The following is a 20814-nucleotide window of genomic DNA, read 5'->3' as shown; positions in this document are numbered from 1 at the left end:
CGGGCCGGGTGCGTCGTACGGCTGGGGTCCGCCGTCGAATCCCGGGCCACCGCCCGGCTGGGGCCCTCCGTCGTCCGGGCCCGGTGTGCCGCCCGGGTGGGGTCCGCCGCCGGGGCACGGCCCCGGGTGGGGTGGTACCCCGGGGCGTTCGGTGCCGCCGCCCACCGACGACCAGCGCCGGCCGCCGAAGCGGGTGGAGACGGTTTCCGGTACGCCGTTCGGCGTCGTCCACCTGGACGTGGCGCCGGTCACCTCCGGCCTGGCCATCGGGGCGCTGGTGGCGGGGATCGCCTCGGTCCTGGTCTCACTGCTGGTGATCTGCTTCGGAGTGGCCTTCAAGAACGACGGCGGGGCCTGGGCCTCCGGAGCCTTCGCCGCGCTGGGTGTGCTGGCCGGTGGCGCGGCGGTCGTCGTCGGGCTGCTCGGCCGGCGGCAGATCCGCCGGCCGGCCGCGCCCTCCGCGGTCCAGTTCACCGGCCGCGGGCTGGCGATGGCCGGGATCAGCTGCGGCGCGGCGGGGGCACTGCTCAGCCTGCTGGGCCTGGGGCTGGCCCTGCTCCTCGCCCTGACGTGAGGGTGAGCACCGGTAGCTCCGGCGCCTGACGGGGGTCTCCCGCGGAAGGCTTCCGGTCCCCTCCGGGGGCGATGGGTGCTTCTGCGGGGGAGCCGGTACACTTGTATTCGTAGGTGCCCATCGCGGGCGACGGGGCAGGACGAGATCTGGCCGGCGGGTGTGAGACAGTCGCCGGGCCGTTCCGTTTTGACCTGGGCGGTTGTGGTAGGTACTCTTTCCCCTTGTGCCCGGGCATGCCCGGGCAACTCGTGCGTGCGCTGTTTCCGGCTTACGGGCGGCGGCACGACAAGCAAGGATCCGGGGCGGGGCGACCCGCGCGCCGGTGACAAAAACCCGGTACGCACGCGAGAGCGTCGCAACGGGACCGTGACGAGGGCGACACGCCCGACCGCGGGTGCCGGGGTCTCCGCAAGGCGACCCTGGTCGGAATGTAGGAGAGCCGGTCATCAGGCCGGCTAACGAGCAGACGGCGCGGCCGCGGATGCGGCCGAAGGGAGCGGAGAAACCCGGTGCCCACGATCCAGCAGCTGGTCCGAAAGGGCCGCCAGGCGAAGACGACCAAGACCAAGACCCCGGCGCTGAAGGGTTCCCCTCAGCGGCGCGGCGTGTGCACCCGCGTGTACACCACCACCCCTAAGAAGCCGAACTCGGCGCTGCGCAAGGTCGCTCGCGTGAAGCTCAGCAGCCAGATCGAGGTGACCGCCTACATCCCCGGCGTCGGTCACAACCTGCAGGAGCACTCGATCGTGCTCGTTCGCGGTGGCCGGGTGAAGGACCTCCCCGGCGTGCGTTACAAGATCGTTCGCGGCTCGCTGGACACCCAGGGTGTCCGCAACCGCAAGCAGGCGCGCAGCCGTTACGGCGCGAAGAAGGAGAAGAGCTGACATGCCGCGTAAGGGACCCGCTCCGCGGCGGCCACTGGTCGCTGACCCGGTGTACAACTCGCCGCTGGTCACCCAGCTGGTGAACAAGATCCTGCTCCGCGGCAAGCGTCAGCTCGCCGAGTCCATCGTGTACGCGGCCCTCGAGGGCTGCCGCGAGAAGTCCGGCACCGACCCGGTCGTCACCCTCAAGCGGGCGATGGACAACGTCAAGCCGACCCTCGAGGTGCGCAGCCGTCGTGTCGGTGGCGCCACCTACCAGGTTCCGGTCGAGGTCCGCCCGACCCGGGCGACCACCCTGGGCCTGCGCTGGCTGGTCACGTACTCCCGCGCCCGGCGCGAGAAGACCATGGTCGAGCGGCTGATGAACGAGCTGCTGGACGCGAGCAACGGCCTCGGTGCCGCCGTCAAGCGGCGCGAGGACACGCACAAGATGGCCGAGTCCAATAAGGCCTTCGCGCACTACCGCTGGTAACACCCTGGTTCCGGCGCCCTCGGGCGCCGGAACCGCCACCAGTTGAGTCGAGACGACGATAAGTAGGGATTGAAGTGGCCGCCGCAGACGCGCTCGCCAAGGTACGCAACATCGGCATCATGGCGCACATCGATGCCGGTAAGACCACGACCACCGAGCGAATCCTGTTCTACACCGGCATCACGTACAAGATCGGTGAGGTCCACGAGGGCGCTGCCGTCATGGACTGGATGGAGCAGGAGCAGGAGCGTGGTATCACCATCACCTCCGCTGCTACCAAGTGTGAGTGGAAAGACCACACGATCCAGATCATCGACACGCCTGGCCACGTCGACTTCACGGTCGAGGTCGAGCGGTCGCTGCGGGTCCTGGATGGTGCGGTCGCGGTCTACGACGGTGTCGCCGGCGTGGAACCGCAGACGGAGAACGTCTGGCGGCAGGCCGACAAGTACAACGTCCCGCGTATGTGCTTCGTCAACAAGCTCGACCGGACCGGCGCCGACTTCTTCCGCTGCGTGCAGATGATGATCGACCGGCTGAACGCCACCCCGCTGGTGCTCCAGATCCCGATCGGGCTCGAGGGCGACCACATCGGTGTCGTCGACCTGATCGGCATGCGCGCGCTCACCTGGCGCGGGGAGACCCAGAAGGGTGAGGACTACGCGGTTGAGGAGATCCCGGCCGAGCTGGCCGACTCCGCGGCCGAGTGGCGCGAGAAGCTGATGGAGACCCTGGCCGACGTCGACGACGCGGTGATGGAGAAGTACCTGGAAGGCGAAGAGATCCCCGTCGAGGAGATCAAGGCGGCCATCCGGCGTGCCACCATCGCCGGCAAGGCCAACCCGGTGCTGTGCGGCTCGGCGTTCAAGAACAAGGGCGTCCAGCCCATGCTCGACGCCGTGGTCGACTTCCTGCCGTCGCCGCTGGACGTTCCGGCGATCGAGGGTACGGCCACCGACGGCGAGACCCCGCTGCTGCGTAAGCCGTCCAACTCGGAGCCCTTCTCCGGCCTGGCCTTCAAGATCCAGACGGACAAGCACCTGGGCAAGCTCACCTACGTGCGGGTCTACTCCGGCACGCTCGATTCCGGTTCCCAGGTGGTCAACTCCACCAAGGACCGTAAGGAGCGGATCGGCAAGATCTACCAGATGCACGCCAACAAGCGGGAAGAGCGTCCGTCGGCGCAGGCCGGCGACATCATCGCCGTGCAGGGTCTCAAGCAGACCACCACCGGCGACACTCTCTCCGACCCGGCGAACCCGGTCATCCTGGAGTCGATGACCTTCCCGGAGCCGGTCATCTCGGTGGCGATCGAGCCGAAGACCAAGTCCGACCAGGAGAAGCTGGGCACGGCCATCCAGCGCCTGGCCGAGGAGGACCCGACCTTCCGCGTCCAGCTGGACGAGGAGACCGGTCAGACGGTCATCTCCGGCATGGGTGAGCTGCACCTGGACATCCTGGTCGACCGGATGCGCCGCGAGTTCAACGTCGAGGCGAACGTCGGCAAGCCGCAGGTGGCGTACCGCGAGACCATCCGCCGCAAGGTGGACAAGGTCGAGTACACCCACAAGAAGCAGACCGGTGGTTCCGGCCAGTACGCCCGCGTGATCGTGAGCGTCGAGCCGCTTCCGCTGGACAACGACTCGCCGACCTACGAGTTCGCCAACGCCGTCAGCGGCGGCCGCATCCCCCGGGAGTTCATCCCCTCGGTGGACGCCGGTGCGCAGGACGCGCTGCAGTACGGCATCCTGGCGGGCTTCCCGCTGGTCGGCGTGAAGCTGACCCTGCTGGACGGCCAGTACCACGAGGTCGACTCGTCGGAAATGGCATTCAAGATCGCCGGCTCGATGGTGATGAAGGACGCGGCCCGCAAGGCCGATCCGGCGCTGCTCGAGCCGATGATGGCCGTTGAAGTCACCACTCCTGAGGAGAACATGGGTGACGTCATCGGTGACCTCAACTCCCGCCGCGGCATCATCCAGGCGATGGAGGAGCGCAGTGGCGCCCGCATCGTCCGGGCCCTGGTGCCGTTGTCGGAGATGTTCGGCTACGTCGGCGACCTGCGGTCGAAGACCCAGGGCCGGGCTAGCTACAGCATGCAGTTCGACTCCTACGCCGAGGTTCCGCAGAGCGTCGCGAAGGAGATCATCGCCAAGGCAACGGGCGAGTAACGCTCTGAGCAGGTGATTCGTGGTTGGTCGCGGGAGGGTTCACCCGCCCGCGGCCACCACGATCGGATCGCGTGAGACCGGGCCTGTAGGCTTCATCGCCGCAGAACCCACAAAGGCTCTCCGGCCGTCAGGCCGGAAAGGCTGTCGACAGAGTCCTAAGCGCCGACCGGCGCGCCGGGCGTACGAACCAAGAAGTCCACAGGAGGACACCAGTGGCGAAGGCTAAGTTCGAGCGGACTAAGCCGCACGTCAACATCGGCACCATTGGTCACATCGACCACGGTAAGACGACGCTGACGGCGGCCATCACCAAGGTCCTGCACGACCAGTACCCGGACCTGAACCCCTACACGCCGTTCGACGAGATCGACAAGGCGCCGGAGGAGAAGGCCCGCGGCATCACGATCTCGATCGCGCACGTCGAGTACCAGACCGAGTCGCGGCACTACGCGCACGTCGACTGCCCTGGGCACGCCGACTACATCAAGAACATGATCACCGGTGCCGCGCAGATGGACGGCGCGATCCTGGTGGTCGCGGCGACCGACGGCCCGATGCCGCAGACCCGCGAGCACGTGCTGCTGGCCCGTCAGGTCGGTGTGCCGTACATCGTCGTGGCGCTCAACAAGAGCGACATGGTCGATGACGAGGAGCTCCTGGAGCTCGTCGAGCTCGAGGTTCGTGAGCTGCTCTCCTCGCAGGAGTACCCGGGTGACGACCTGCCGGTCGTGCGGGTTTCGGCGCTGAAGGCCCTCGAGGGTGACCCCGAGTGGACCGGCAAGCTGCTGGACCTGATGACGGCTGTCGACACCTCGATCCCGCAGCCGGAGCGCGAGGTTGACAAGCCGTTCCTGATGCCGGTTGAGGACGTCTTCACGATCACCGGTCGTGGCACCGTCGTCACCGGTCGCGTGGAGCGCGGCGTTCTCCTGCCGAACGAGGATGTCGAGCTCGTCGGTATCAAGGAGAAGAGCTTCAAGACCAAGGTCACCGCGATCGAGATGTTCCGGAAGACCCTGGACGACGCCCGCGCAGGTGAGAACGTCGGCCTGCTGCTGCGTGGTACCAAGCGCGACGAGGTCGAGCGCGGCATGGTCGTCGTGAAGCCGGGCTCGAACACCCCGCACACGGAGTTCGAGGCGACGGTCTACATCCTCTCCAAGGAGGAGGGCGGCCGGCACACCCCGTTCTTCCAGAACTACCGCCCGCAGTTCTACTTCCGGACCACGGACGTCACCGGTGTCGTCACCCTCCCCGAGGGCACCGAGATGGTCATGCCGGGTGACAACACGTCCATGTCGGTGAAGCTGATCCAGCCCATCGCCATGGAGGAGAACCTCAAGTTCGCGATCCGCGAGGGTGGCCGCACCGTCGGCGCCGGGTTCGTCACCAAGATCAACAAGTGAGCTAGGTAACCCCGATTAGACCCGCCGCCGGTCGTGCGGCATACTAGTCAGGTTGCGTAACGACAGTTCGTCGCCTGTGTTCGGCTTTCGCTGAACCTCCGGGTGGCGAGGCAGTCGAGCGTAGGGTGGTTGGCGGCCCAGTCGCCAACCACCCTCGCACGGCGTTCTGGTCGCGGTAATGCGATCGGCGCCTTGACCCACCGCGCGGTCAGCACCACTCCGGAACCACGGGGCGGAGCTCGGCCCGAGGGCGCGACACGCCCGACCGCGGGGGTCGGCGAAGTGGGCCTGTGCCAGCCGGTACAGGCGCCCGCAACACAGCGGCATCGAGAGAAGGAACAGAAGCCACCATGGCGGGACAGAAGATCCGCATCCGGCTCAAGGCCTATGACCACGAGGTCGTCGACTCCTCGGCTCGGAAGATCGTCGAGACGGTGACGCGCACCGGGGCGCAGGTCGCGGGCCCGGTGCCGCTGCCCACGGAGATCAACCGTTTCTGCGTTATCCGCTCGCCGCACAAGTACAAGGACTCGCGCGAGCACTTCGAGATGCGCACGCACAAGCGGCTGATCGACATCATCGACCCGACCCCGAAGACGGTCGACTCGCTCATGCGCCTCGACCTGCCGGCTGGCGTCGACATCGAGATCAAGCTGTAGGGACCGGACAAATGGACAGGCAAGTCAAGGGGATCCTGGGCGCCAAGCTCGGCATGACCCAGGTCTGGGACAACAACCGTGTTGTTCCCGTGACCGTGGTCGAGGCCGGCCCGTGCGTCATCAGCCAGGTTCGTAGCGCCGAGAAGGACGGTTACTCAGCGGTCCAGCTGGCGTACGGCACCATCGACCCGCGCAAGGTCAAGAAGCCGATCAGCGGGCACTACGCCAAGGCGGACGTGGCGCCGCGCCGGCACATCGTCGAGCTGCGCACCACGGACGCCGGGGAATACTCGCTCGGCCAGGAAGTCACGGTCGAGGAGTTCCCGGCCGGCGTCACCATCGACGTCACCGGCAAGACCAAGGGCAAGGGCTACGCCGGCCCGATGAAGCGGCACGGCTTCCACGGCCTGGGCGCCGGCCACGGTGTCGAGCGTAAGCACCGCTCGCCCGGTTCCATCGGCGCCTGCGCCACTCCGGGTCGTGTCTTCAAGGGCACCCGGATGGCCGGCCGCATGGGTGGCGTGCGGTACACCGTGCAGAACCTCACCGTCCAGGCGGTCGACACCGAGAACAACCTGCTGCTCGTCCGGGGTGCCATTCCTGGCCCCAAGGGCGCGCTGGTTCTGGTCCGGACCGCGGCCAAGAGCAAGGTGAAGAAGGGCGGTGCGGCCAAGTGACCACCGTTGACGTGCGCACCGTCGAAGGCACCACCAGCGGCTCGGTCGAGCTGCCGGAGGACATCTTCGACGTGCAGGCCAACGTCGCGCTGATGCACCAGGTCGTGGTGGCCCAGCTCGCGGCGGCCCGACAGGGCACGCACAAGGCCAAGACCCGCGGCGAGGTCGCCGGTGGCGGCAAGAAGCCGTACAAGCAGAAGGGCACCGGTCGCGCCCGGCAGGGCTCGATCCGCGCGCCGCAGTTCGCCGGCGGTGGCGTCGTGCACGGTCCCGTGCCGCGCGACTACAGCCAGCGGACCCCGAAGAAGATGAAGGCCGCCGCGCTGCGCGGTGCCCTCTCCGACCGGGCTCGCGCCGGGCAGGTGCACGTCGTCGAGGCGTTCGTCTCGGGCGAGAAGCCGTCGACCAAGGCGGCCCTGGCCACGCTGACCAAGCTCACCGAGGCCCGTCGGGTCCTGGTCGTGCTGAGCAGCACCGACGAGCTGAACTGGGTGTCGCTGCGCAACGAGCCGCGCGTGCACCTGATCGAGTCCGGCCAGCTGAACACGTACGACGTGCTGGTGGCCGACGACGTGGTCTTCACCAAGGACGCCCTGGACGAGTTCCTGGGCGTGCCCGCCGAGACCACCGAGGAGGGTGGCAAGTGAGCACGATCGCCGACCCGCGCGACATCATCGTGGCGCCGGTCGTCTCGGAGAAGAGCTACAGCGAGCTGAACCGGAACTGGTACACCTTCCTGGTGCACCCGGACGCGAACAAGACCGAGATCAAGATCGCTATCCAGCAGATCTTCAACGTCCGCGTCCTGACGGTCAACACGCTCAACCGCCAGGGTAAGCGCAAGCGCACCAAGACCGGCTTCGGTCAGCGCAAGGCGACCAAGCGGGCGATCGTGAAGCTGGCTGACGGTGACCGTATCGAGGCCTTCGGCGGCCCGGTCAGCTGAGGGGTGTAGACAATGGCTATCCGTAAGTACAAGCCGACGACGCCGGGCCGACGTGGCTCCAGCGTCGCGGACTTCGCCGAGATCACCCGGTCCACGCCGGAAAAGTCGCTGCTGGCTCCGTTGCCGAAGAAGGGCGGGCGTAACGCCCACGGCCGGATCACCACGCGGCACCACGGTGGCGGTCACAAGCGCCAGTACCGTCTGATCGACTTCAAGCGGGTCGACAAGGACGGCGTGCCGGCGAAGGTCGCTCACATCGAGTACGACCCGAACCGCACGGCGCGCATCGCGCTGCTGCACTACGCCGACGGCGAGAAGCGGTACATCCTCGCGCCGAAGGACATGAAGCAGGGCGACCGCGTCGAGTCCGGCCCGGGCGCCGACATCAAGCCGGGTAACAACCTGCCGCTGCGCAACATCCCGGTCGGTACCACCATCCACAACGTGGAGCTGCGTCCGGGTGGCGGGGCCAAGCTGGCCCGTTCCGCCGGCGTCGGCATCCAGCTGCTCGGCCGCGAGGGCGCGTACGCGACCCTTCGTATGCCGTCCGGTGAGATCCGGCGGGTGGACGTGCGCTGCCGCGCCAGCGTCGGCGAGATCGGCAACGCCGACCAGTCGAACATCAACTGGGGTAAGGCCGGCCGGATGCGGTGGAAGGGCAAGCGCCCGACCGTCCGTGGTGTCGCCATGAACCCGGTCGACCACCCGCACGGTGGTGGTGAGGGTAAGACCTCCGGTGGTCGCCACCCGGTCAACCCGCAGGGTAAGCCCGAGGGCCGCACCCGCCGTAAGGGCCAGCCGAGTGACCGGCTGATCGTCCGCCGTCGCTACGCCACGCGTAAGCGCGGCTGAGGGAGATAAGACATGCCTCGCAGCCTGAAGAAGGGCCCGTTCGTAGACGACCACCTGCTCAAGAAGGTGGAAGTTCAGAACGACAAGGGCTCCAAGAACGTGATCAAGACCTGGTCGCGGCGCTCGACGATCATCCCCGAGATGCTGGGGCACACGATCGCCGTGCATGACGGACGCAAGCACGTCCCGGTGTTCGTGACCGAGGCGATGGTCGGGCACAAGCTCGGCGAGTTCGCGCTGACCCGCACGTTCAAGGGTCACGAGAAGGACGACCGGAAGAGCCGTCGGCGCTGACGCCGCGGGCATACGGATAGAGGGAACAAGGGGTTACAGCGATGCCAGGAAAGGGCGACGCTCCGGTGCTTCCGGGCGCGCGGGCGGTTGCGCGGCACGTGCGCATCTCGCCGATGAAGGCGCGCCGGGTGGTCAACCTCGTCCGCGGCCTGCCCGCGAAGGAGGCGCTCACGGTGCTGCAGTTCGCGCCGCAGGCTGCGAGCGAGCAGGTGTACAAGGTGCTCGCTAGCGCGATCGCCAACGCGGAGAACAACGAGCGGCTGGACCCCGACGCGCTGCTCGTCAGCGAGGCCTTCGTGGACGAGGGCCCGACGATGAAGCGGTTCCAGCCGCGGGCGCAGGGTCGGGCGTACCGAATCCGCAAGCGCACCTGCCACATCACCGTGGCGGTCGAAGCGGTCGCGCCGGCAGCGCCGAGGAAGGCCGCGGCGAAGAAGGCCGCCCCGGCCACGGAGGCCGCACCGGCCGAAGCGCAGAGCAAGACGGAGGACGCCGAGTAATGGGTCAGAAGGTTCACCCCACTGGGTTCCGGCTCGGCATCTCGACCGACTGGAAGTCCCGCTGGTTCGCGGACAAGCTCTACAAGGACTACATCGGCGAGGATGTCAAGATCCGCCGCATGATGTCCAAGGGCCTCGAGCGTGCCGGGATCTCCAAGGTCGACATCGAGCGCACCCGCGACCGGGTCCGCGTCGACATCCACACCGCCCGGCCGGGCATCGTCATCGGCCGTAAGGGTGCGGAGGCCGACCGGATCCGCGGAGAGCTTGAGAAGCTCACCGGCAAGCAGGTTCAGCTGAACATCATCGAGGTGAAGAACCCCGAGTCGGACGCTCAGCTGGTCGCGCAGGGCGTGGCCGAGCAGCTGTCCAGCCGGGTCAGCTTCCGTCGGGCGATGCGCAAGGCCATGCAGTCGGCGATGAAGAACCCGGTCTGCAAGGGCATCCGGGTTCAGGTCTCGGGTCGCCTCGGCGGCGCCGAGATGAGCCGGACCGAGTTCTACCGTGAGGGCCGGGTTCCGCTGCACACGCTGCGGGCCAACATCGAGTACGGCTTCTTCGAGGCCCGTACCACGTTCGGTCGGATCGGTGTGAAGGTCTGGATCTACAAGGGCGACGCCGTCCCGGGCCGGGAGGCTCCGGCCGAGGCCGGTCCGTCCCGCCCGCGTCGTGGTGAGCGCGGCGACCGTCCCGAGCGTCCGCGCCGTGGCCGGTCGGGTTCGTCCGGCACCACGGCTGGTGGCACCGAGGCCGGTCGGGCTGCTGCGACCACCATCGCGCAGCAGGCCGAGACGCCGAGCGGCGAGCCGGTCGACAGCGCAGCTGTCGCCGCCACTGCTGCTCCGGCAGAAACGCAGCAGGAGGGCTGACAGATGCTGATGCCGCGCAAGCCCCCGAAGGGCTTCCGCAAGCCGCACCACCCGGACCGCAGTGGCGCGTCCAAGGGTGGTAACCGGGTGGTGTTCGGCGAGTTCGGGATCCAGGCTCTCGAGCCGGCGTACGTGACGAACCGACAGATCGAGTCGGCACGTATCGCGATGACTCGCCACATCAAGCGTGGTGGCAAGGTCTGGATCACGATCTTCCCGGACCAGGCCCTCACCAAGAAGCCTGCCGAGACCCGGATGGGTTCCGGTAAGGGTTCGCCCGAGTGGTGGGTCGCCAACGTCAAGCCGGGGCGGGTTCTCTTCGAGATGTCCTTCCCCAACGAGCAGACCGCGCGAGAGGCCATGCGTCGCGCGATCCACAAGCTCCCGATGAAGTGCCGCATTGTTACGCGCGAAGTGGGTGAATCCTGATGGCAGCGGGCGTTAAGGCGACCGAGCTGCGTGAGCTCTCCGAAGAGGAGCTGGTCACGAAGCTGCGGGAGGCCAAGGCGGAGCTGTTCAACCTCCGCGTGCAGGCCGCAACCGGGCAGCTGGACAACAACCGGCGGTTGCAGGTCATCCGTCGGGAGATCGCCCGGATCTACACGATCATGCGTGAGCGTGAGCTGGGGCTCTCGGCCGCGCCGACTGAGGTGACTGCATCATGACCGAAGAGACCGCCACCGCCGCCGCGCGGTCGCGCCGCAAGGTCCGCGAGGGCCTGGTGATCAGCGACAAGATGGACAAGACCGTCGTTGTCGAGGTCGAGGACCGGGTTCGGCACGCGCTGTACGGCAAGATCATGCGCCGTACGGCCAAGCTGAAGGTGCACGACGAGCAGAACGCCGCTGGCACCGGTGACCGGGTTCTCATCATGGAGACCCGGCCGCTGAGCGCCACCAAGCGTTGGCGGATCGTGGAGATCCTGGAAAAGGCCAAGTAGCGAAGGCTCGAGCTCGCCCGGCGTTGCGTCGGGCGTAGGTTCCGCCAGGCTCCGGCCGCTACGGCGGCCGGAGAACCGGCAGACATAGGAGATAGACGTGATTCAGCAGGAGTCGCGACTGCGCGTCGCCGACAACACGGGTGCTCGGGAGATCCTTTGCATCCGGGTTCTCGGTGGCTCGGGTCGGCGCTACGCGAGCATCGGCGACGTCATCGTGGCCACGGTCAAGGACGCGATCCCGGGTGCCGGTGTGAAGAAGGGCGACGTCGTCAAGGCTGTCGTCGTTCGCACGGCCAAGGAGAGGCGTCGGCCGGACGGCTCGTACATCCGCTTCGACGAGAACGCCGCCGTCATCATCAAGGACGGCGGGGACCCGCGTGGAACCCGTATCTTCGGCCCGGTGGGTCGGGAGCTGCGGGACAAGCGGTTCATGAAGATTATTTCCCTCGCGCCGGAGGTGTTGTGACCGTGAAGGTCAAGAAGGGCGACACGGTCGTCGTCATCGCCGGCAAGGACAAGGGTGCCAAGGGCAAGGTCATTCAGGCCTACCCGCGGCAGGACAAGGTCCTGGTCGAGGGCGTGAACCGGGTCAAGAAGCACACCCGCATCAGCACCACCCAGCGTGGCGCCAAGACCGGCGGCATCGTCACTCAGGAGGCCCCGATCCACGTCTCGAACGTGCAGGTCCTGGACTCCGACGGCAAGCCGACCCGCGTCGGTTACCGGATCGACGACAACGGCCAGAAGGTCCGCATCGCGCGTAGCACCGGTAAGGACCTGTGATGACCACGGCTACCGAAAAGACCCTGCCGCGCCTCAAGGAGCGGTACCGCAACGAGATCGTGGCCCAGCTGCGCGAGCAGCGCAGCTACGGCAACCCCATGCAGGTGCCGCGGCTGGTCAAGATCGTCGTCAACATGGGTGTCGGCGAGGCTGCTCGCGACGCCAAGCTGATCGACGGCGCGGTCCGCGACCTCGCCACGATCACCGGCCAGAAGCCGCAGGTGCGGCGGGCGACCAAGTCCATCGCGCAGTTCAAGCTCCGCGAGGGCATGCCGATCGGCGCGAAGGTCACCCTTCGCGGCGACCGGATGTGGGAGTTCCTGGACCGGCTGCTCTCCATCTCGCTGCCGCGTATCCGCGACTTCCGCGGCCTGGACGGGCGCAAGCTGGACGGGCACGGCAACTACACGTTCGGTCTGACCGAGCAGTCGGTGTTCCACGAGATCGACCAGGACCGGATCGATCGCCAGCGGGGCATGGACATCACGGTGGTCACGACCGCCACGACCGACGACGAGGGCCGGGCGCTGCTCAAGCTCCTGGGCTTCCCGTTCAAGGAGAACTGAGATGGCCAAGAAGGCGCTGATCATCAAGGCGGCCGCGAAGCCGAAGTTCTCGGTTCGCGCGTACACCCGCTGCCAGCGGTGCGGGCGTCCGAAGGCGGTCTACCGCAAGTTCGGGCTCTGCCGGGTCTGCATCCGGGAGATGGCTCACCGCGGTGAGCTGCCGGGCGTGTCCAAGGCTTCCTGGTAAGGGCGACCGCGTCCCGGCCGTCGGCCGGGAACTCCTGCACCGATTAGGTATTGCTCTTCGCCGTAGGCCCGGGGCTGATGCCCCGGGAACCCCGGCGAGAAAGGCTGACGAAATCCATGACGATGACCGACCCGATCGCAGACATGCTCACGCGTCTGCGTAACGCCAACCAGGCGTACCACGATCAGGTGAAGATGCCCTACTCCAAGATCAAGGCGAACATCGCCGAGGTCCTGAAGGCCGAGGGTTACATCGCCACCTGGTCGGTCGAGGAGCCCGAGGAGGGCGCCGTCGGCAAGCGACTGGTCGTCGAGCTGAAGTACGGCCAGAACCGCGAGCGGAGCCTGGCCGGCATCAAGCGCGTGTCCAAGCCCGGTCTCCGGGTGTACGCCAAGTCGGACGGGCTCCCGCGGGTGCTCGGTGGGCTGGGCGTGGCGATCATTTCGACGTCCCAGGGGCTGCTGACCGACCGGCAGGCCCGCAAGCGGAGTGTTGGCGGGGAAGTCCTCGCCTTCGTCTGGTAACGGGAGACAGGTAGAAATGTCGCGAATTGGACGTAAGTCGATCCCGGTACCAGCCGGCGTCGACATCACGATCGACGGGCAGACCGTCAAGGTCAAGGGCCCCAAGGGCCAGCTCCAGCACACCCTCGCCGAGCCGATCACGATCGATCGGGCCGAGGATGGGCAGCTGAGCGTCAACCGGCCGAACGACGAGCGCAAGGCCAAGGAACTCCACGGCCTGAGCCGTACGCTGGTTGCCAACATGATCGTCGGGGTCACCGAGGGCTACCGCAAGAGCCTGGAGATCGCCGGCACCGGTTACCGGGTCACCGCCAAGGGTTCGGACCTCGAGTTCGCGCTCGGGTTCTCGCACCCGGTGGTCGTCTCCGCCCCGGCGGGCATCACCTTCACGGTGGAGCGGCCGACCCTGTTCCACGTGGCTGGCATCGACAAGCAGCAGGTCGGTGAGGTCGCCGCCAACATCCGGAAGATCCGCCCGCCGGAGCCCTACAAGGGCAAGGGTGTCAAGTACCAGGGCGAGGTCATCCGCCGCAAGGCCGGAAAGGCAGGTAAGAAGTGAGCGCCACGCTGCTCAAGCGCCGCCGCGGTGTCGCCGCCAAGCGCGCCGTTGGGCGTGCGCGTCGACACTTCCGCGTCCGCAAGAACGTCACCGGTACGGCCGAGCGTCCGCGCCTGGTCGTCACCCGTTCGCTGCGGCACATGGTCGCCCAGGTCGTCGACGACACCAAGGGTCACACCCTGGCGTCGGCGTCGACCCTGGACGCCTCGCTGCGCGGTACGGAGGGCGACAAGAGCGCCCTCGCTGGCAAGGTGGGCGCGCTGCTCGCCGAGCGGGCCAAGGCCGCTGGCGTCTCCAAGGTCGTCTTCGACCGCGGTGGCAACCGGTACGCGGGGCGAGTCGCCGCGCTTGCCGACGCCGCCCGCGAAGCCGGGCTCGAGTTCTAACAACCCCGTCACGAGAGATAAGGAAGGCTGCTGATGCCAGGTCAACAGCGCCGTGGCGGCGGGTCCGGTGGCAACGAGGGTGGTCGCCGCGACAACCGCCGTGAGGGCGGCCGCGGAAACGCGCCCGTCGAGAAGACCCCGCACCTTGAGCGGGTCGTCGCGATCAACCGCGTCGCCAAGGTCGTGAAGGGTGGTCGTCGCTTCAGCTTCACCGCCCTGGTGATCGTGGGCGACGGCGACGGCACGGTCGGCGTGGGCTACGGAAAGGCCAAGGAGGTGCCCGCGGCCATCGCCAAGGGTGTCGAGGAGGCCAAGAAGCACTTCTTCAAGGTCCCGCGGATCGGTCAGTCGATCCCGCACCCGGTGACGGGTGAGGACGCCGCTGGCGTGGTGCTGCTCAAGCCGGCCTCGGCCGGTACGGGTGTCATCGCCGGTGGACCGGTGCGTGCCGTGCTGGAGTGCGCTGGGATCCACGACGTGCTCTCCAAGAGCCTCGGCTCGTCGAACCCGATCAACATTGTGCACGCCACCGTGGCGGCCCTGAAGGGGCTTGAGTCCCCCGAGCAGGTCGCGGCGCGTCGTGGTCTGCCGGTGGAGGACGTCGCGCCGGCGGCCATGCTGGCGTCGCGTGCGGGGGTGGCGCACTGATGGCACGCCTGAAGGTCACCCAGCTCCGGTCCGGTATCGGGACCAAGCACAACCAGCGTGAGTCGCTGCGTTCGCTCGGTCTCAAGCGGATCAACGACGTGGTGGTCAAGGAGGACCGGCCCGAGATCCGCGGCATGATCTTCACTGTGAGCCACCTCGTGAAGGTCGAGGAGGTCGAGTAATGACGATCAAGGTGCATCACCTGCGCCCGGCGCCCGGTTCCAAGACCGCGAAGACCCGTGTGGGTCGCGGTGAGGGTTCCAAGGGCAAGACCGCTGGTCGCGGTACCAAGGGTTCCAAGGCCCGCAAGAACATCTCGGCGGCGTTCGAGGGTGGGCAGATGCCCATCCACATGCGTCTGCCGAAGATGAAGGGCTTCAAGAACAAGTTCAAGGTGGTCTTCCAGGTGGTCAACCTGGACCGACTCGCTGAGCTGTTCCCGAACGGTGGTCAGGTCGGCCCGCTGGAGCTCGTCGAGTCCGGCGCGGTCCGCAAGGGTCACCCGGTCAAGGTTCTCGGCACCGGGGACCTCGGCGGTGTGGCGCTCCAGGTGTCGGCGCACGCGTTCAGTGCGTCGGCCAAGGAGAAGATCGCTGCCGCCGGTGGCTCCGTCACCGAGCTGTAAGGCGTACGACCATGGCGCCCGTCCAGTTGAGAGCAACTGGCGGGCGCCATGGTCTGCCTGGGGCCTGAGCGCCCGGTAACATCGGAATCGATTTATGTAGTCGGGCGCATCTGCCCGGACCGGGGTGAGGCTGTTAGAGTCCCATCCCAGCCATGGATTGCGGGCACTCGCCCGTGATCCACCCCGACCCGCCAGGGATCACCGGCGGCCCGCCTCGCGCAGGAGGAAGAAGTTGCTGTCCGCCTTTCTCAGTGCGTTCCGTACGCCTGACCTGCGCAAGAAGCTGCTGTTCACAGTAGGCATCATCGCGGTCTACCGGCTGGGTGCAACGCTCCCCAGCCCGGGCGTCTCGTACGGCAACGTGCAGAAGTGCCTCGACACCATCCAGGGTGACACCACCGGGGTGGTGAACCTTCTCAACCTCTTCTCCGGCGGAGCGCTGCTACAGCTCTCGGTCTTCGCGCTGGGCATCATGCCCTACATCACCGCGTCGATCATTTTGCAGCTGCTGACCGTCGTGATCCCCCGCCTTGAGCAGCTCCGCAAGGAGGGCCAGGCCGGTCAGGCGAAGATCACCCAGTACACGCGCTACCTGACCCTCGGTCTCGGTGTGCTGCAGGCCTCGGCGTTCGTGGCCCTGGCCCGCTCGGGCCAGCTGTTCCAGAACCGCTGCGACCAGTTCCCGATCATCCCCACCGGCACCGGCATCCCGGACTGGCTGACCCTGGCCATCCTGGTGATGACGATGACCGCCGGCACCGGCATGGTCATGTGGCTCGGTGAGCTGATCACCGACCGCGGCGTCGGCAACGGCATGTCCGTCCTGATCTTCACCTCGATCGCGGCGCGGCTGCCCAGCGAGGGCTGGCAGATCAAGACCAGCAAGGGCTGGGACATGTTCGCCCTGGTCATCGCGCTGGTCCTGGTGGTCATCACCGCGGTCACCTTCATCGAGCAGGCGCAGCGCCGGATCCCGGTGCAGTACGCCAAGCGGATGATCGGCCGGCGGATGTACGGCGGCACCTCGACCTACATCCCGCTGAAAGTCAACCAGGCGGGTGTGATCCCGGTCATCTTCGGGTCGTCGCTGCTCTACCTGCCGCAGTTGGCGCTGCAGTTCTTCGACCAGACCGACCCGGGCAAGACCCAGTCGTGGATCCAGAACAACCTGGTCAACCCGAGCAGCCCGATCTACATCTCGGTCTACTTCCTGCTGATCATCTTCTTCACGTACTTCTACGTCTCGATCACGTTCAACCCGACCGAGGTCGCGGACAACATGAAGAAGTACGGCGGGTTCGTGCCGGGTATCCGCCCGGGCAAGCCGACCGCCGACTACCTCGACTTCATCCTCAGCCGGATCACCCTGCCGGGCGCGCTCTACCTCGGCGTCATCTCGATCCTGCCGAACTTCTTCTTCATCTGGCTGGACAACCAGCAGTATCAGAACTTCCCGTTCGGCGGCACCGCTGTGCTCATCATGGTCGGCGTCGGTCTGGAGACCGTGAAGCAGATCGAGAGCCAACTCATGCAGCGGAACTACGAAGGGTTCCTGCGGTAGATGAGACTCGTTCTGGTTGGCCCGCCGGGCGCGGGCAAGGGCACACAGGCCGAGTTCATCGCCGCGCACCTCTCGGTGCCGAAGATTTCGACCGGAGACATCTTCCGGTCGAACGTCACCCAGGGCACGCCCCTCGGTGTCGAGGCGAAGCGGTACATGGACGCAGGCGAGCTGGTCCCGGACGAGGTCACCATCAACATGGTCCGGGACCGGCTGGCCGAGCCCGACGCCAGCGAGGGTTTCCTGCTCGACGGCTTCCCGCGGACGACTCCGCAGGCGGCCGCTCTGGACAAGCTCCTCGCCGATCTGGGCACCGCCCTGGATCTGGTCCTGGAGCTGGTCGTCGACGACGACGAGGTGATCCGGCGGCTCTCCGGTCGGCGTACCTGCCGGGGCTGCGGCAAGATCTGGCACGTCGAGTTCGACGCCACCACCCGGCCGGGCATCTGTGACAGGTGCGGCGCCGAGCTGTTCCAGCGCGACGACGACAAGCCGGAGACGATCGCCACGCGGCTCCGTGAATACAGCGAGAAGACCGCACCCCTGGTCGACTACTACGGCGCTCAGGGCAAGCTGGTCGGGATCGACGCCACCGGGCCGGTGGAGGACGTCACCACCCGGGCCATCGACGCGTTGCGGTCGTACGGCGGCTGAGGTCCGGCCGGGCCACGGCGGATAGAGTGCGAACAGCGGGGTACGCGTTATGTGCCCCGCTGTTCGGCAACGAAAGGTAACCGCTCCATGCGTCGTCCCCAGCTGGACATCCAGCTGAAGACCCCTGACCAGATCGAGAAGATGCGGGCCGCCGGGCTGGTGGTCGCCGAGGCGCTCCGCCGGATGCGGGAGGCTGTTGCCCCCGGCGTGAGCACCGCCGATCTGGACGCCATCGCGGAGGCGACCATCCGCGAGGCGGGTGGCGTTCCGTCGTTCAAGGGCTATCACGGTTTCCCGGCGTCGATCTGCTCCTCGGTCAACGAGCAGATCGTGCACGCCATCCCGTCGCCGAAGCAGGTGCTCCAGGCCGGTGACCTGATCTCCATCGACTGCGGCGCGGTGTTGGACGGGTGGCACGGCGACTCCGCGATCACGGTCGGGGTCGGCGACGTCGACCCGGCGCTGCTGAAGATGGCCGAGGTCGCCGAGGACGCGATGTGGGCCGGCATCGCCGCCGCCGCTCGTGGCGCGGCCAGCGGCAAGGGCCGCCTCACCGACATCTCGCACGCGGTGGAGACCGCCGTCCGCAAGGGCGGCCGGTACGGCATCGTCGACGGCTACGGCGGGCACGGTATCGGCACCGAGATGCACCAGGACCCGCACGTGCTCAACCACGGTCGGCCGGGCAAGGGCCCGCGACTGGTGCCCGGAATGGCGCTGGCCATCGAACCGATGATCACCATGGCGTCACCGCGGACGGCCGAGTTGGCCGACGGGTGGACGGTCGTCACCCGGGACGGCTCGGTGGCCGCGCACGTCGAGCACTCGATGGCGCTGCTGCCGGACGGCGTCTGGGTGCTCACCGCGTTCGACGGAGGCCGCGCCCGCCTGGGCGACCTGGTCACCGCCCGCCAACCAGCAGCCACCAAAACCCCCTGACCCACCAAAACCCCCTAACCCACCCCCCGCCTCACCTCGTTGATCATGAAGTTATTGCGCTGACACGCCGGTGCGGCTGGCAACAACTTGATGATCGACCGTTGTCGGGGGTCCGGCGGTAGTGGCGCGACGGTGGCATGCTTGCCGGCATGGACGGGCACGACGGGATGCGAGCCGCGGACGCGGACCGTGCGGCGGTGGCCGACCGGTTGCGGGTCGCCCTCGACGAGGGCCGACTGGATCTGCACGAGTACGACGAGCGGTTGCAGCGGGCCTACGCGGCACGCACGTACGCCGACCTTGAGGCCCTGCTCACCGATCTGCCCCCGGTGACGCCAGCACAGCGGTCGGGCCTGGCGCCGGCCGCCGGGCCGACGGTGGGTCTGCTGGGTGACCAGCTCGGTCCGGCCCCCAGCAGGGGCGTCACGGCCCGCTGGTTGGCCGAGGTGTGGTTCCCGTACCTGCGGGTGATCGCCATCGTGGTGACCATCTGGGCGGTGACGTCGCTGCTCAGCCAGGATCTGCTCTACTTCTGGCCGGCGTGGGTGGCGGGGCCGTGGGGCGTGGTGCTGGTGGTGCGCACGGTCACCGGCGTGGCCGGGGGAGAGCCCCAGCGCCAGGCCGTCAAGCGCCAACGCCGCCGAGAGCGCAAGCAGGCAAAGCGCGCCTCCGAATCAGAAAACCCCCACCAACCCCCTGACCCCCACTCCCACCTCATGTGGTGATCATGAAGTTATTGCCGCCGGCTCCGGCGTGTCGTGACAACAACTTCATGATCAACCGGGCTGGGGGTGGGGCCGGTTGGGGTGTTGCGCGGGTTGGTGGGTGGTCGGTTTGGCGGGGGACCGCAGGCCGGCGTACACTTTCAGATCGGCGCACAGCGTCCACTCCGGCATGCCCACCCTGCGCTTCGGTGGGAGCTGGAGCCGCGGCTGGCGCGGGCTTCTGATTCTGATCAGATTTCCGTGTAAGACGTTGTGGGCCGCCCGGAGCAATCGACGTCAGGACAGCGGAGGACATGCCGAAAAAAGACGGAGCCATTGAGATCGAGGGTCGGGTCATCGAGCCCCTGCCGAACGCCATGTTCCGGGTGGAGCTCGCGAACGGCCACAAGGTGTTGGCTCACATCAGCGGCAAGATGCGGCAGCACTACATCCGCATCCTTCCGGAGGACCGGGTCGTCGTCGAACTTTCGCCGTACGACCTGACCCGCGGGCGCATCGTCTACCGCTACAAGTAGTCCTGACGACGGCCGGGAAGTCCCGTGTCCGTCTTCGACGTCCGGTGTCGCGCAGAGCGCGTCCCCGGGCCAGATGGGAAGTAAGGCAACCGTGAAGGTCAAGCCGAGCGTCAAGAGGATCTGCCAGAAGTGCCGGGTTATCCGCCGGCACGGCCGGGTCATGGTCATCTGCAGCGACCCGCGCCACAAGCAGCGCCAGGGCTGACTCAGCCCGTCCGGCCGGAGCACGGCCGGGTGGCGTTGGTCCAGGCGGATCCCCAGCGACACACACATCACACATGCTCGTCCCAGCCGCGAGCGGTACGCCAGACGTACCTCTGCGTGGCTGACCCCCGGTCGGAGGCCGGGGCCCGCTTGGGCAGCGACCGATCCCGGTCGCCGGCGCGAACCGCGTCGGAAAGACGGGACGGCCGGTAGCGGGGTGGGACGGGTCCACACCTCCGCCACACATCACGAGGAGTACGCCCGCACATGGCACGTCTAGTCGGCGTGGATCTCCCCCGCGAAAAGCGGTTGGAGATCGCGCTCACCTACATCTTCGGGGTCGGTCGCACCCGCGCCCTGGAGACACTCGCCGCCACCGGCATCTCGCCGGACAAGCGTGCTCGGGACCTCACGGACGAGGAGCTCGTGCAGCTCCGCGACCACATCGAGGGCAACTACAAGGTTGAAGGCGACCTGCGCCGCGAGGTCGCCGCTGACATCCGCCGCAAGGTTGAGATCGGCTGCTACGCCGGCATCCGGCACCGCCGGGGCCTGCCCGTGCGTGGCCAGCGGACCAAGACCAACGCACGGACCCGCAAGGGCCCGAAGCGGACCGTCGCCGGCAAGAAGAAGCCCGGCAAGAAGTAGTTCTTGACCGGATGACGGGGCCGGTCGCCGCCGAGTCAGGGCGGGC

Annotated in this window: 33 protein-coding genes; all 33 read left to right on the top strand. The window is 67.6% G+C overall.

Annotated elements, in window-relative coordinates; genetic code table 11:
- Nucleotides 1-193 precede the first annotated feature (193 nt).
- Complete coding sequence (locus tag PSH25_RS06375; RefSeq protein WP_238658097.1) at nt 194-574, top strand: hypothetical protein; 381 nt, start codon at nt 194-196, stop codon at nt 572-574.
- Between the two features lie 509 nt (nt 575-1083).
- The gene (gene rpsL, locus PSH25_RS06370; protein WP_007465318.1) at nt 1084-1458 is read left to right on the top strand and encodes a 30S ribosomal protein S12; all 375 of its coding nucleotides are present in this window, start codon (nt 1084-1086) and stop codon (nt 1456-1458) included.
- A 1-nt stretch (nt 1459) separates the two neighbouring features.
- Complete coding sequence (gene rpsG / locus PSH25_RS06365; RefSeq protein WP_007465317.1) at nt 1460-1930, top strand: 30S ribosomal protein S7; 471 nt, start codon at nt 1460-1462, stop codon at nt 1928-1930.
- Nucleotides 1931-2004: 74 nt separating this feature from the next.
- Nucleotides 2005-4101 (top strand): elongation factor G, encoded by a 2097-nt coding sequence (gene fusA, locus PSH25_RS06360; protein ID WP_308193628.1) that lies wholly within the window; start codon nt 2005-2007, stop codon nt 4099-4101.
- A gap of 212 nt (nt 4102-4313) precedes the next feature.
- Nucleotides 4314-5507, top strand: coding sequence for an elongation factor Tu (gene tuf / locus PSH25_RS06355; protein WP_030489585.1), 1194 nt, complete (start codon nt 4314-4316; stop codon nt 5505-5507).
- A gap of 350 nt (nt 5508-5857) precedes the next feature.
- Nucleotides 5858-6166, top strand: a complete 309-nt coding sequence (rpsJ, locus tag PSH25_RS06350; RefSeq protein ID WP_007073037.1) for a 30S ribosomal protein S10 — start codon at nt 5858-5860, stop codon at nt 6164-6166.
- An 11-nt stretch (nt 6167-6177) separates the two neighbouring features.
- Nucleotides 6178-6843, top strand: coding sequence for a 50S ribosomal protein L3 (gene rplC / locus PSH25_RS06345; protein WP_088987574.1), 666 nt, complete (start codon nt 6178-6180; stop codon nt 6841-6843).
- The gene (gene rplD / locus PSH25_RS06340) at nt 6840-7490 is read left to right on the top strand and encodes a 50S ribosomal protein L4 (protein ID WP_030489587.1); all 651 of its coding nucleotides are present in this window, start codon (nt 6840-6842) and stop codon (nt 7488-7490) included. Before rplC ends, rplD begins: the two co-directional genes overlap by 4 nt.
- On the top strand, nt 7487-7789 hold the full coding sequence (gene rplW, locus PSH25_RS06335) for a 50S ribosomal protein L23 (protein WP_007465304.1): 303 nt from the start codon (nt 7487-7489) through the stop codon (nt 7787-7789). Before rplD ends, rplW begins: the two co-directional genes overlap by 4 nt.
- A 12-nt stretch (nt 7790-7801) precedes the next feature.
- Nucleotides 7802-8641 carry a 50S ribosomal protein L2 gene (rplB, locus tag PSH25_RS06330; protein ID WP_053653944.1) on the top strand — a complete coding sequence of 280 codons (840 nt, stop codon included), beginning with the start codon at nt 7802-7804 and terminating at the stop codon, nt 8639-8641.
- A gap of 12 nt (nt 8642-8653) precedes the next feature.
- Nucleotides 8654-8935, top strand: a complete 282-nt coding sequence (rpsS, locus tag PSH25_RS06325; protein ID WP_007465299.1) for a 30S ribosomal protein S19 — start codon at nt 8654-8656, stop codon at nt 8933-8935.
- Nucleotides 8936-8976: 41 nt separating this feature from the next.
- Nucleotides 8977-9435 (top strand): 50S ribosomal protein L22, encoded by a 459-nt coding sequence (rplV, locus tag PSH25_RS06320; RefSeq protein WP_007465297.1) that lies wholly within the window; start codon nt 8977-8979, stop codon nt 9433-9435.
- Entirely contained in the window at nt 9435-10304 is an 870-nt protein-coding gene (gene rpsC, locus PSH25_RS06315; protein WP_091402401.1) for a 30S ribosomal protein S3, read from the top strand. The genes rplV and rpsC overlap by 1 nt, the downstream gene beginning before the upstream one ends.
- A gap of 3 nt (nt 10305-10307) precedes the next feature.
- Nucleotides 10308-10733 (top strand): 50S ribosomal protein L16, encoded by a 426-nt coding sequence (gene rplP, locus PSH25_RS06310; RefSeq protein ID WP_053653940.1) that lies wholly within the window; start codon nt 10308-10310, stop codon nt 10731-10733.
- Nucleotides 10733-10969 carry a 50S ribosomal protein L29 gene (gene rpmC / locus PSH25_RS06305; protein ID WP_007465283.1) on the top strand — a complete coding sequence of 79 codons (237 nt, stop codon included), beginning with the start codon at nt 10733-10735 and terminating at the stop codon, nt 10967-10969. The genes rplP and rpmC overlap by 1 nt, the downstream gene beginning before the upstream one ends.
- Nucleotides 10966-11244, top strand: a complete 279-nt coding sequence (gene rpsQ / locus PSH25_RS06300; RefSeq protein WP_030489590.1) for a 30S ribosomal protein S17 — start codon at nt 10966-10968, stop codon at nt 11242-11244. The genes rpmC and rpsQ overlap by 4 nt, the downstream gene beginning before the upstream one ends.
- 97 nt (nt 11245-11341) lie before the next feature.
- Nucleotides 11342-11710 carry a 50S ribosomal protein L14 gene (gene rplN, locus PSH25_RS06295; RefSeq protein ID WP_007465279.1) on the top strand — a complete coding sequence of 123 codons (369 nt, stop codon included), beginning with the start codon at nt 11342-11344 and terminating at the stop codon, nt 11708-11710.
- Nucleotides 11707-12027: a 50S ribosomal protein L24 gene (gene rplX / locus PSH25_RS06290; RefSeq protein ID WP_172899047.1), complete on the top strand. Its 321-nt coding sequence runs from the start codon at nt 11707-11709 to the stop codon at nt 12025-12027. Before rplN ends, rplX begins: the two co-directional genes overlap by 4 nt.
- Nucleotides 12027-12593: a 50S ribosomal protein L5 gene (rplE, locus tag PSH25_RS06285; RefSeq protein WP_110563094.1), complete on the top strand. Its 567-nt coding sequence runs from the start codon at nt 12027-12029 to the stop codon at nt 12591-12593. Before rplX ends, rplE begins: the two co-directional genes overlap by 1 nt.
- Before the next feature lies 1 nt (nt 12594).
- Nucleotides 12595-12780 carry a type Z 30S ribosomal protein S14 gene (locus PSH25_RS06280; RefSeq protein WP_007465272.1) on the top strand — a complete coding sequence of 62 codons (186 nt, stop codon included), beginning with the start codon at nt 12595-12597 and terminating at the stop codon, nt 12778-12780.
- 116 nt (nt 12781-12896) lie between these two features.
- Complete coding sequence (gene rpsH / locus PSH25_RS06275) at nt 12897-13304, top strand: 30S ribosomal protein S8 (protein ID WP_007465270.1); 408 nt, start codon at nt 12897-12899, stop codon at nt 13302-13304.
- Nucleotides 13305-13320: 16 nt separating this feature from the next.
- Entirely contained in the window at nt 13321-13863 is a 543-nt protein-coding gene (gene rplF / locus PSH25_RS06270) for a 50S ribosomal protein L6 (RefSeq protein ID WP_238658093.1), read from the top strand.
- Nucleotides 13860-14249 (top strand): 50S ribosomal protein L18, encoded by a 390-nt coding sequence (gene rplR / locus PSH25_RS06265; protein ID WP_238658092.1) that lies wholly within the window; start codon nt 13860-13862, stop codon nt 14247-14249. The genes rplF and rplR overlap by 4 nt, the downstream gene beginning before the upstream one ends.
- Before the next feature lie 33 nt (nt 14250-14282).
- A complete protein-coding gene (gene rpsE, locus PSH25_RS06260) occupies nt 14283-14897 on the top strand; it encodes a 30S ribosomal protein S5 (protein ID WP_074314587.1) in 615 nt (204 codons plus the stop codon).
- Nucleotides 14897-15079: a 50S ribosomal protein L30 gene (gene rpmD, locus PSH25_RS06255; RefSeq protein ID WP_007465262.1), complete on the top strand. Its 183-nt coding sequence runs from the start codon at nt 14897-14899 to the stop codon at nt 15077-15079. Before rpsE ends, rpmD begins: the two co-directional genes overlap by 1 nt.
- Nucleotides 15079-15522 (top strand): 50S ribosomal protein L15, encoded by a 444-nt coding sequence (gene rplO / locus PSH25_RS06250; RefSeq protein WP_030329906.1) that lies wholly within the window; start codon nt 15079-15081, stop codon nt 15520-15522. The genes rpmD and rplO overlap by 1 nt, the downstream gene beginning before the upstream one ends.
- 232 nt (nt 15523-15754) lie before the next feature.
- Nucleotides 15755-17083 carry a preprotein translocase subunit SecY gene (gene secY / locus PSH25_RS06245; RefSeq protein ID WP_112584818.1) on the top strand — a complete coding sequence of 443 codons (1329 nt, stop codon included), beginning with the start codon at nt 15755-15757 and terminating at the stop codon, nt 17081-17083.
- Nucleotides 17084-17737 carry an adenylate kinase gene (locus PSH25_RS06240; protein ID WP_088950228.1) on the top strand — a complete coding sequence of 218 codons (654 nt, stop codon included), beginning with the start codon at nt 17084-17086 and terminating at the stop codon, nt 17735-17737.
- Nucleotides 17738-17824: 87 nt separating this feature from the next.
- Nucleotides 17825-18676 (top strand): type I methionyl aminopeptidase, encoded by an 852-nt coding sequence (gene map, locus PSH25_RS06235; protein ID WP_091402377.1) that lies wholly within the window; start codon nt 17825-17827, stop codon nt 18674-18676.
- A gap of 167 nt (nt 18677-18843) precedes the next feature.
- Complete coding sequence (locus tag PSH25_RS06230) at nt 18844-19401, top strand: DUF1707 SHOCT-like domain-containing protein (protein ID WP_238658095.1); 558 nt, start codon at nt 18844-18846, stop codon at nt 19399-19401.
- Between the two features lie 293 nt (nt 19402-19694).
- Entirely contained in the window at nt 19695-19916 is a 222-nt protein-coding gene (infA, locus tag PSH25_RS06225; protein ID WP_007073013.1) for a translation initiation factor IF-1, read from the top strand.
- Nucleotides 19917-20007: 91 nt separating this feature from the next.
- Complete coding sequence (gene rpmJ / locus PSH25_RS06220; protein ID WP_088952025.1) at nt 20008-20121, top strand: 50S ribosomal protein L36; 114 nt, start codon at nt 20008-20010, stop codon at nt 20119-20121.
- A gap of 266 nt (nt 20122-20387) precedes the next feature.
- A complete protein-coding gene (rpsM, locus tag PSH25_RS06215; protein WP_030329917.1) occupies nt 20388-20768 on the top strand; it encodes a 30S ribosomal protein S13 in 381 nt (126 codons plus the stop codon).
- Nucleotides 20769-20814 lie beyond the last annotated feature (46 nt).

Source organism: Micromonospora foliorum, from assembly GCF_022229015.1.
In the GTDB taxonomy this organism is placed as follows: Bacteria; Actinomycetota; Actinomycetes; order Mycobacteriales; family Micromonosporaceae; genus Micromonospora; species Micromonospora foliorum.
Note: the sequence above shows the minus strand (reverse complement) of the source record. Positions and strands in the feature narration are given on the sequence as shown.

Bases quoted from the DNA above. Each gene is read 5' to 3' on its own strand.
- rpmC (WP_007465283.1), top strand. From the start codon at position 10,733: ATGGCAGCGGGCGTTAAGGCGACCGAGCTGCGTGAGCTCTCCGAAGAG.
- rplO (WP_030329906.1), top strand. From the start codon at position 15,079: ATGACGATCAAGGTGCATCACCTGCGCCCGGCGCCCGGTTCCAAGACC.
- infA (WP_007073013.1), top strand. From the start codon at position 19,695: ATGCCGAAAAAAGACGGAGCCATTGAGATCGAGGGTCGGGTCATCGAG.
- rplE (WP_110563094.1), top strand. From the start codon at position 12,027: ATGACCACGGCTACCGAAAAGACCCTGCCGCGCCTCAAGGAGCGGTAC.
- rplC (WP_088987574.1), top strand. From the start codon at position 6,178: ATGGACAGGCAAGTCAAGGGGATCCTGGGCGCCAAGCTCGGCATGACC.
- rpsS (WP_007465299.1), top strand. From the start codon at position 8,654: ATGCCTCGCAGCCTGAAGAAGGGCCCGTTCGTAGACGACCACCTGCTC.
- PSH25_RS06280 (WP_007465272.1), top strand. From the start codon at position 12,595: ATGGCCAAGAAGGCGCTGATCATCAAGGCGGCCGCGAAGCCGAAGTTC.
- PSH25_RS06230 (WP_238658095.1), top strand. From the start codon at position 18,844: ATGCGAGCCGCGGACGCGGACCGTGCGGCGGTGGCCGACCGGTTGCGG.
- rplP (WP_053653940.1), top strand. From the start codon at position 10,308: ATGCTGATGCCGCGCAAGCCCCCGAAGGGCTTCCGCAAGCCGCACCAC.
- rpsC (WP_091402401.1), top strand. From the start codon at position 9,435: ATGGGTCAGAAGGTTCACCCCACTGGGTTCCGGCTCGGCATCTCGACC.
- rplV (WP_007465297.1), top strand. From the start codon at position 8,977: ATGCCAGGAAAGGGCGACGCTCCGGTGCTTCCGGGCGCGCGGGCGGTT.
- rpsE (WP_074314587.1), top strand. From the start codon at position 14,283: ATGCCAGGTCAACAGCGCCGTGGCGGCGGGTCCGGTGGCAACGAGGGT.
- rpsH (WP_007465270.1), top strand. From the start codon at position 12,897: ATGACGATGACCGACCCGATCGCAGACATGCTCACGCGTCTGCGTAAC.
- rpsQ (WP_030489590.1), top strand. From the start codon at position 10,966: ATGACCGAAGAGACCGCCACCGCCGCCGCGCGGTCGCGCCGCAAGGTC.
- rpsG (WP_007465317.1), top strand. From the start codon at position 1,460: ATGCCGCGTAAGGGACCCGCTCCGCGGCGGCCACTGGTCGCTGACCCG.
- rplF (WP_238658093.1), top strand. From the start codon at position 13,321: ATGTCGCGAATTGGACGTAAGTCGATCCCGGTACCAGCCGGCGTCGAC.
- rpsJ (WP_007073037.1), top strand. From the start codon at position 5,858: ATGGCGGGACAGAAGATCCGCATCCGGCTCAAGGCCTATGACCACGAG.
- rplB (WP_053653944.1), top strand. From the start codon at position 7,802: ATGGCTATCCGTAAGTACAAGCCGACGACGCCGGGCCGACGTGGCTCC.
- rpsM (WP_030329917.1), top strand. From the start codon at position 20,388: ATGGCACGTCTAGTCGGCGTGGATCTCCCCCGCGAAAAGCGGTTGGAG.
- PSH25_RS06240 (WP_088950228.1), top strand. From the start codon at position 17,084: ATGAGACTCGTTCTGGTTGGCCCGCCGGGCGCGGGCAAGGGCACACAG.
- map (WP_091402377.1), top strand. From the start codon at position 17,825: ATGCGTCGTCCCCAGCTGGACATCCAGCTGAAGACCCCTGACCAGATC.
- rpmD (WP_007465262.1), top strand. From the start codon at position 14,897: ATGGCACGCCTGAAGGTCACCCAGCTCCGGTCCGGTATCGGGACCAAG.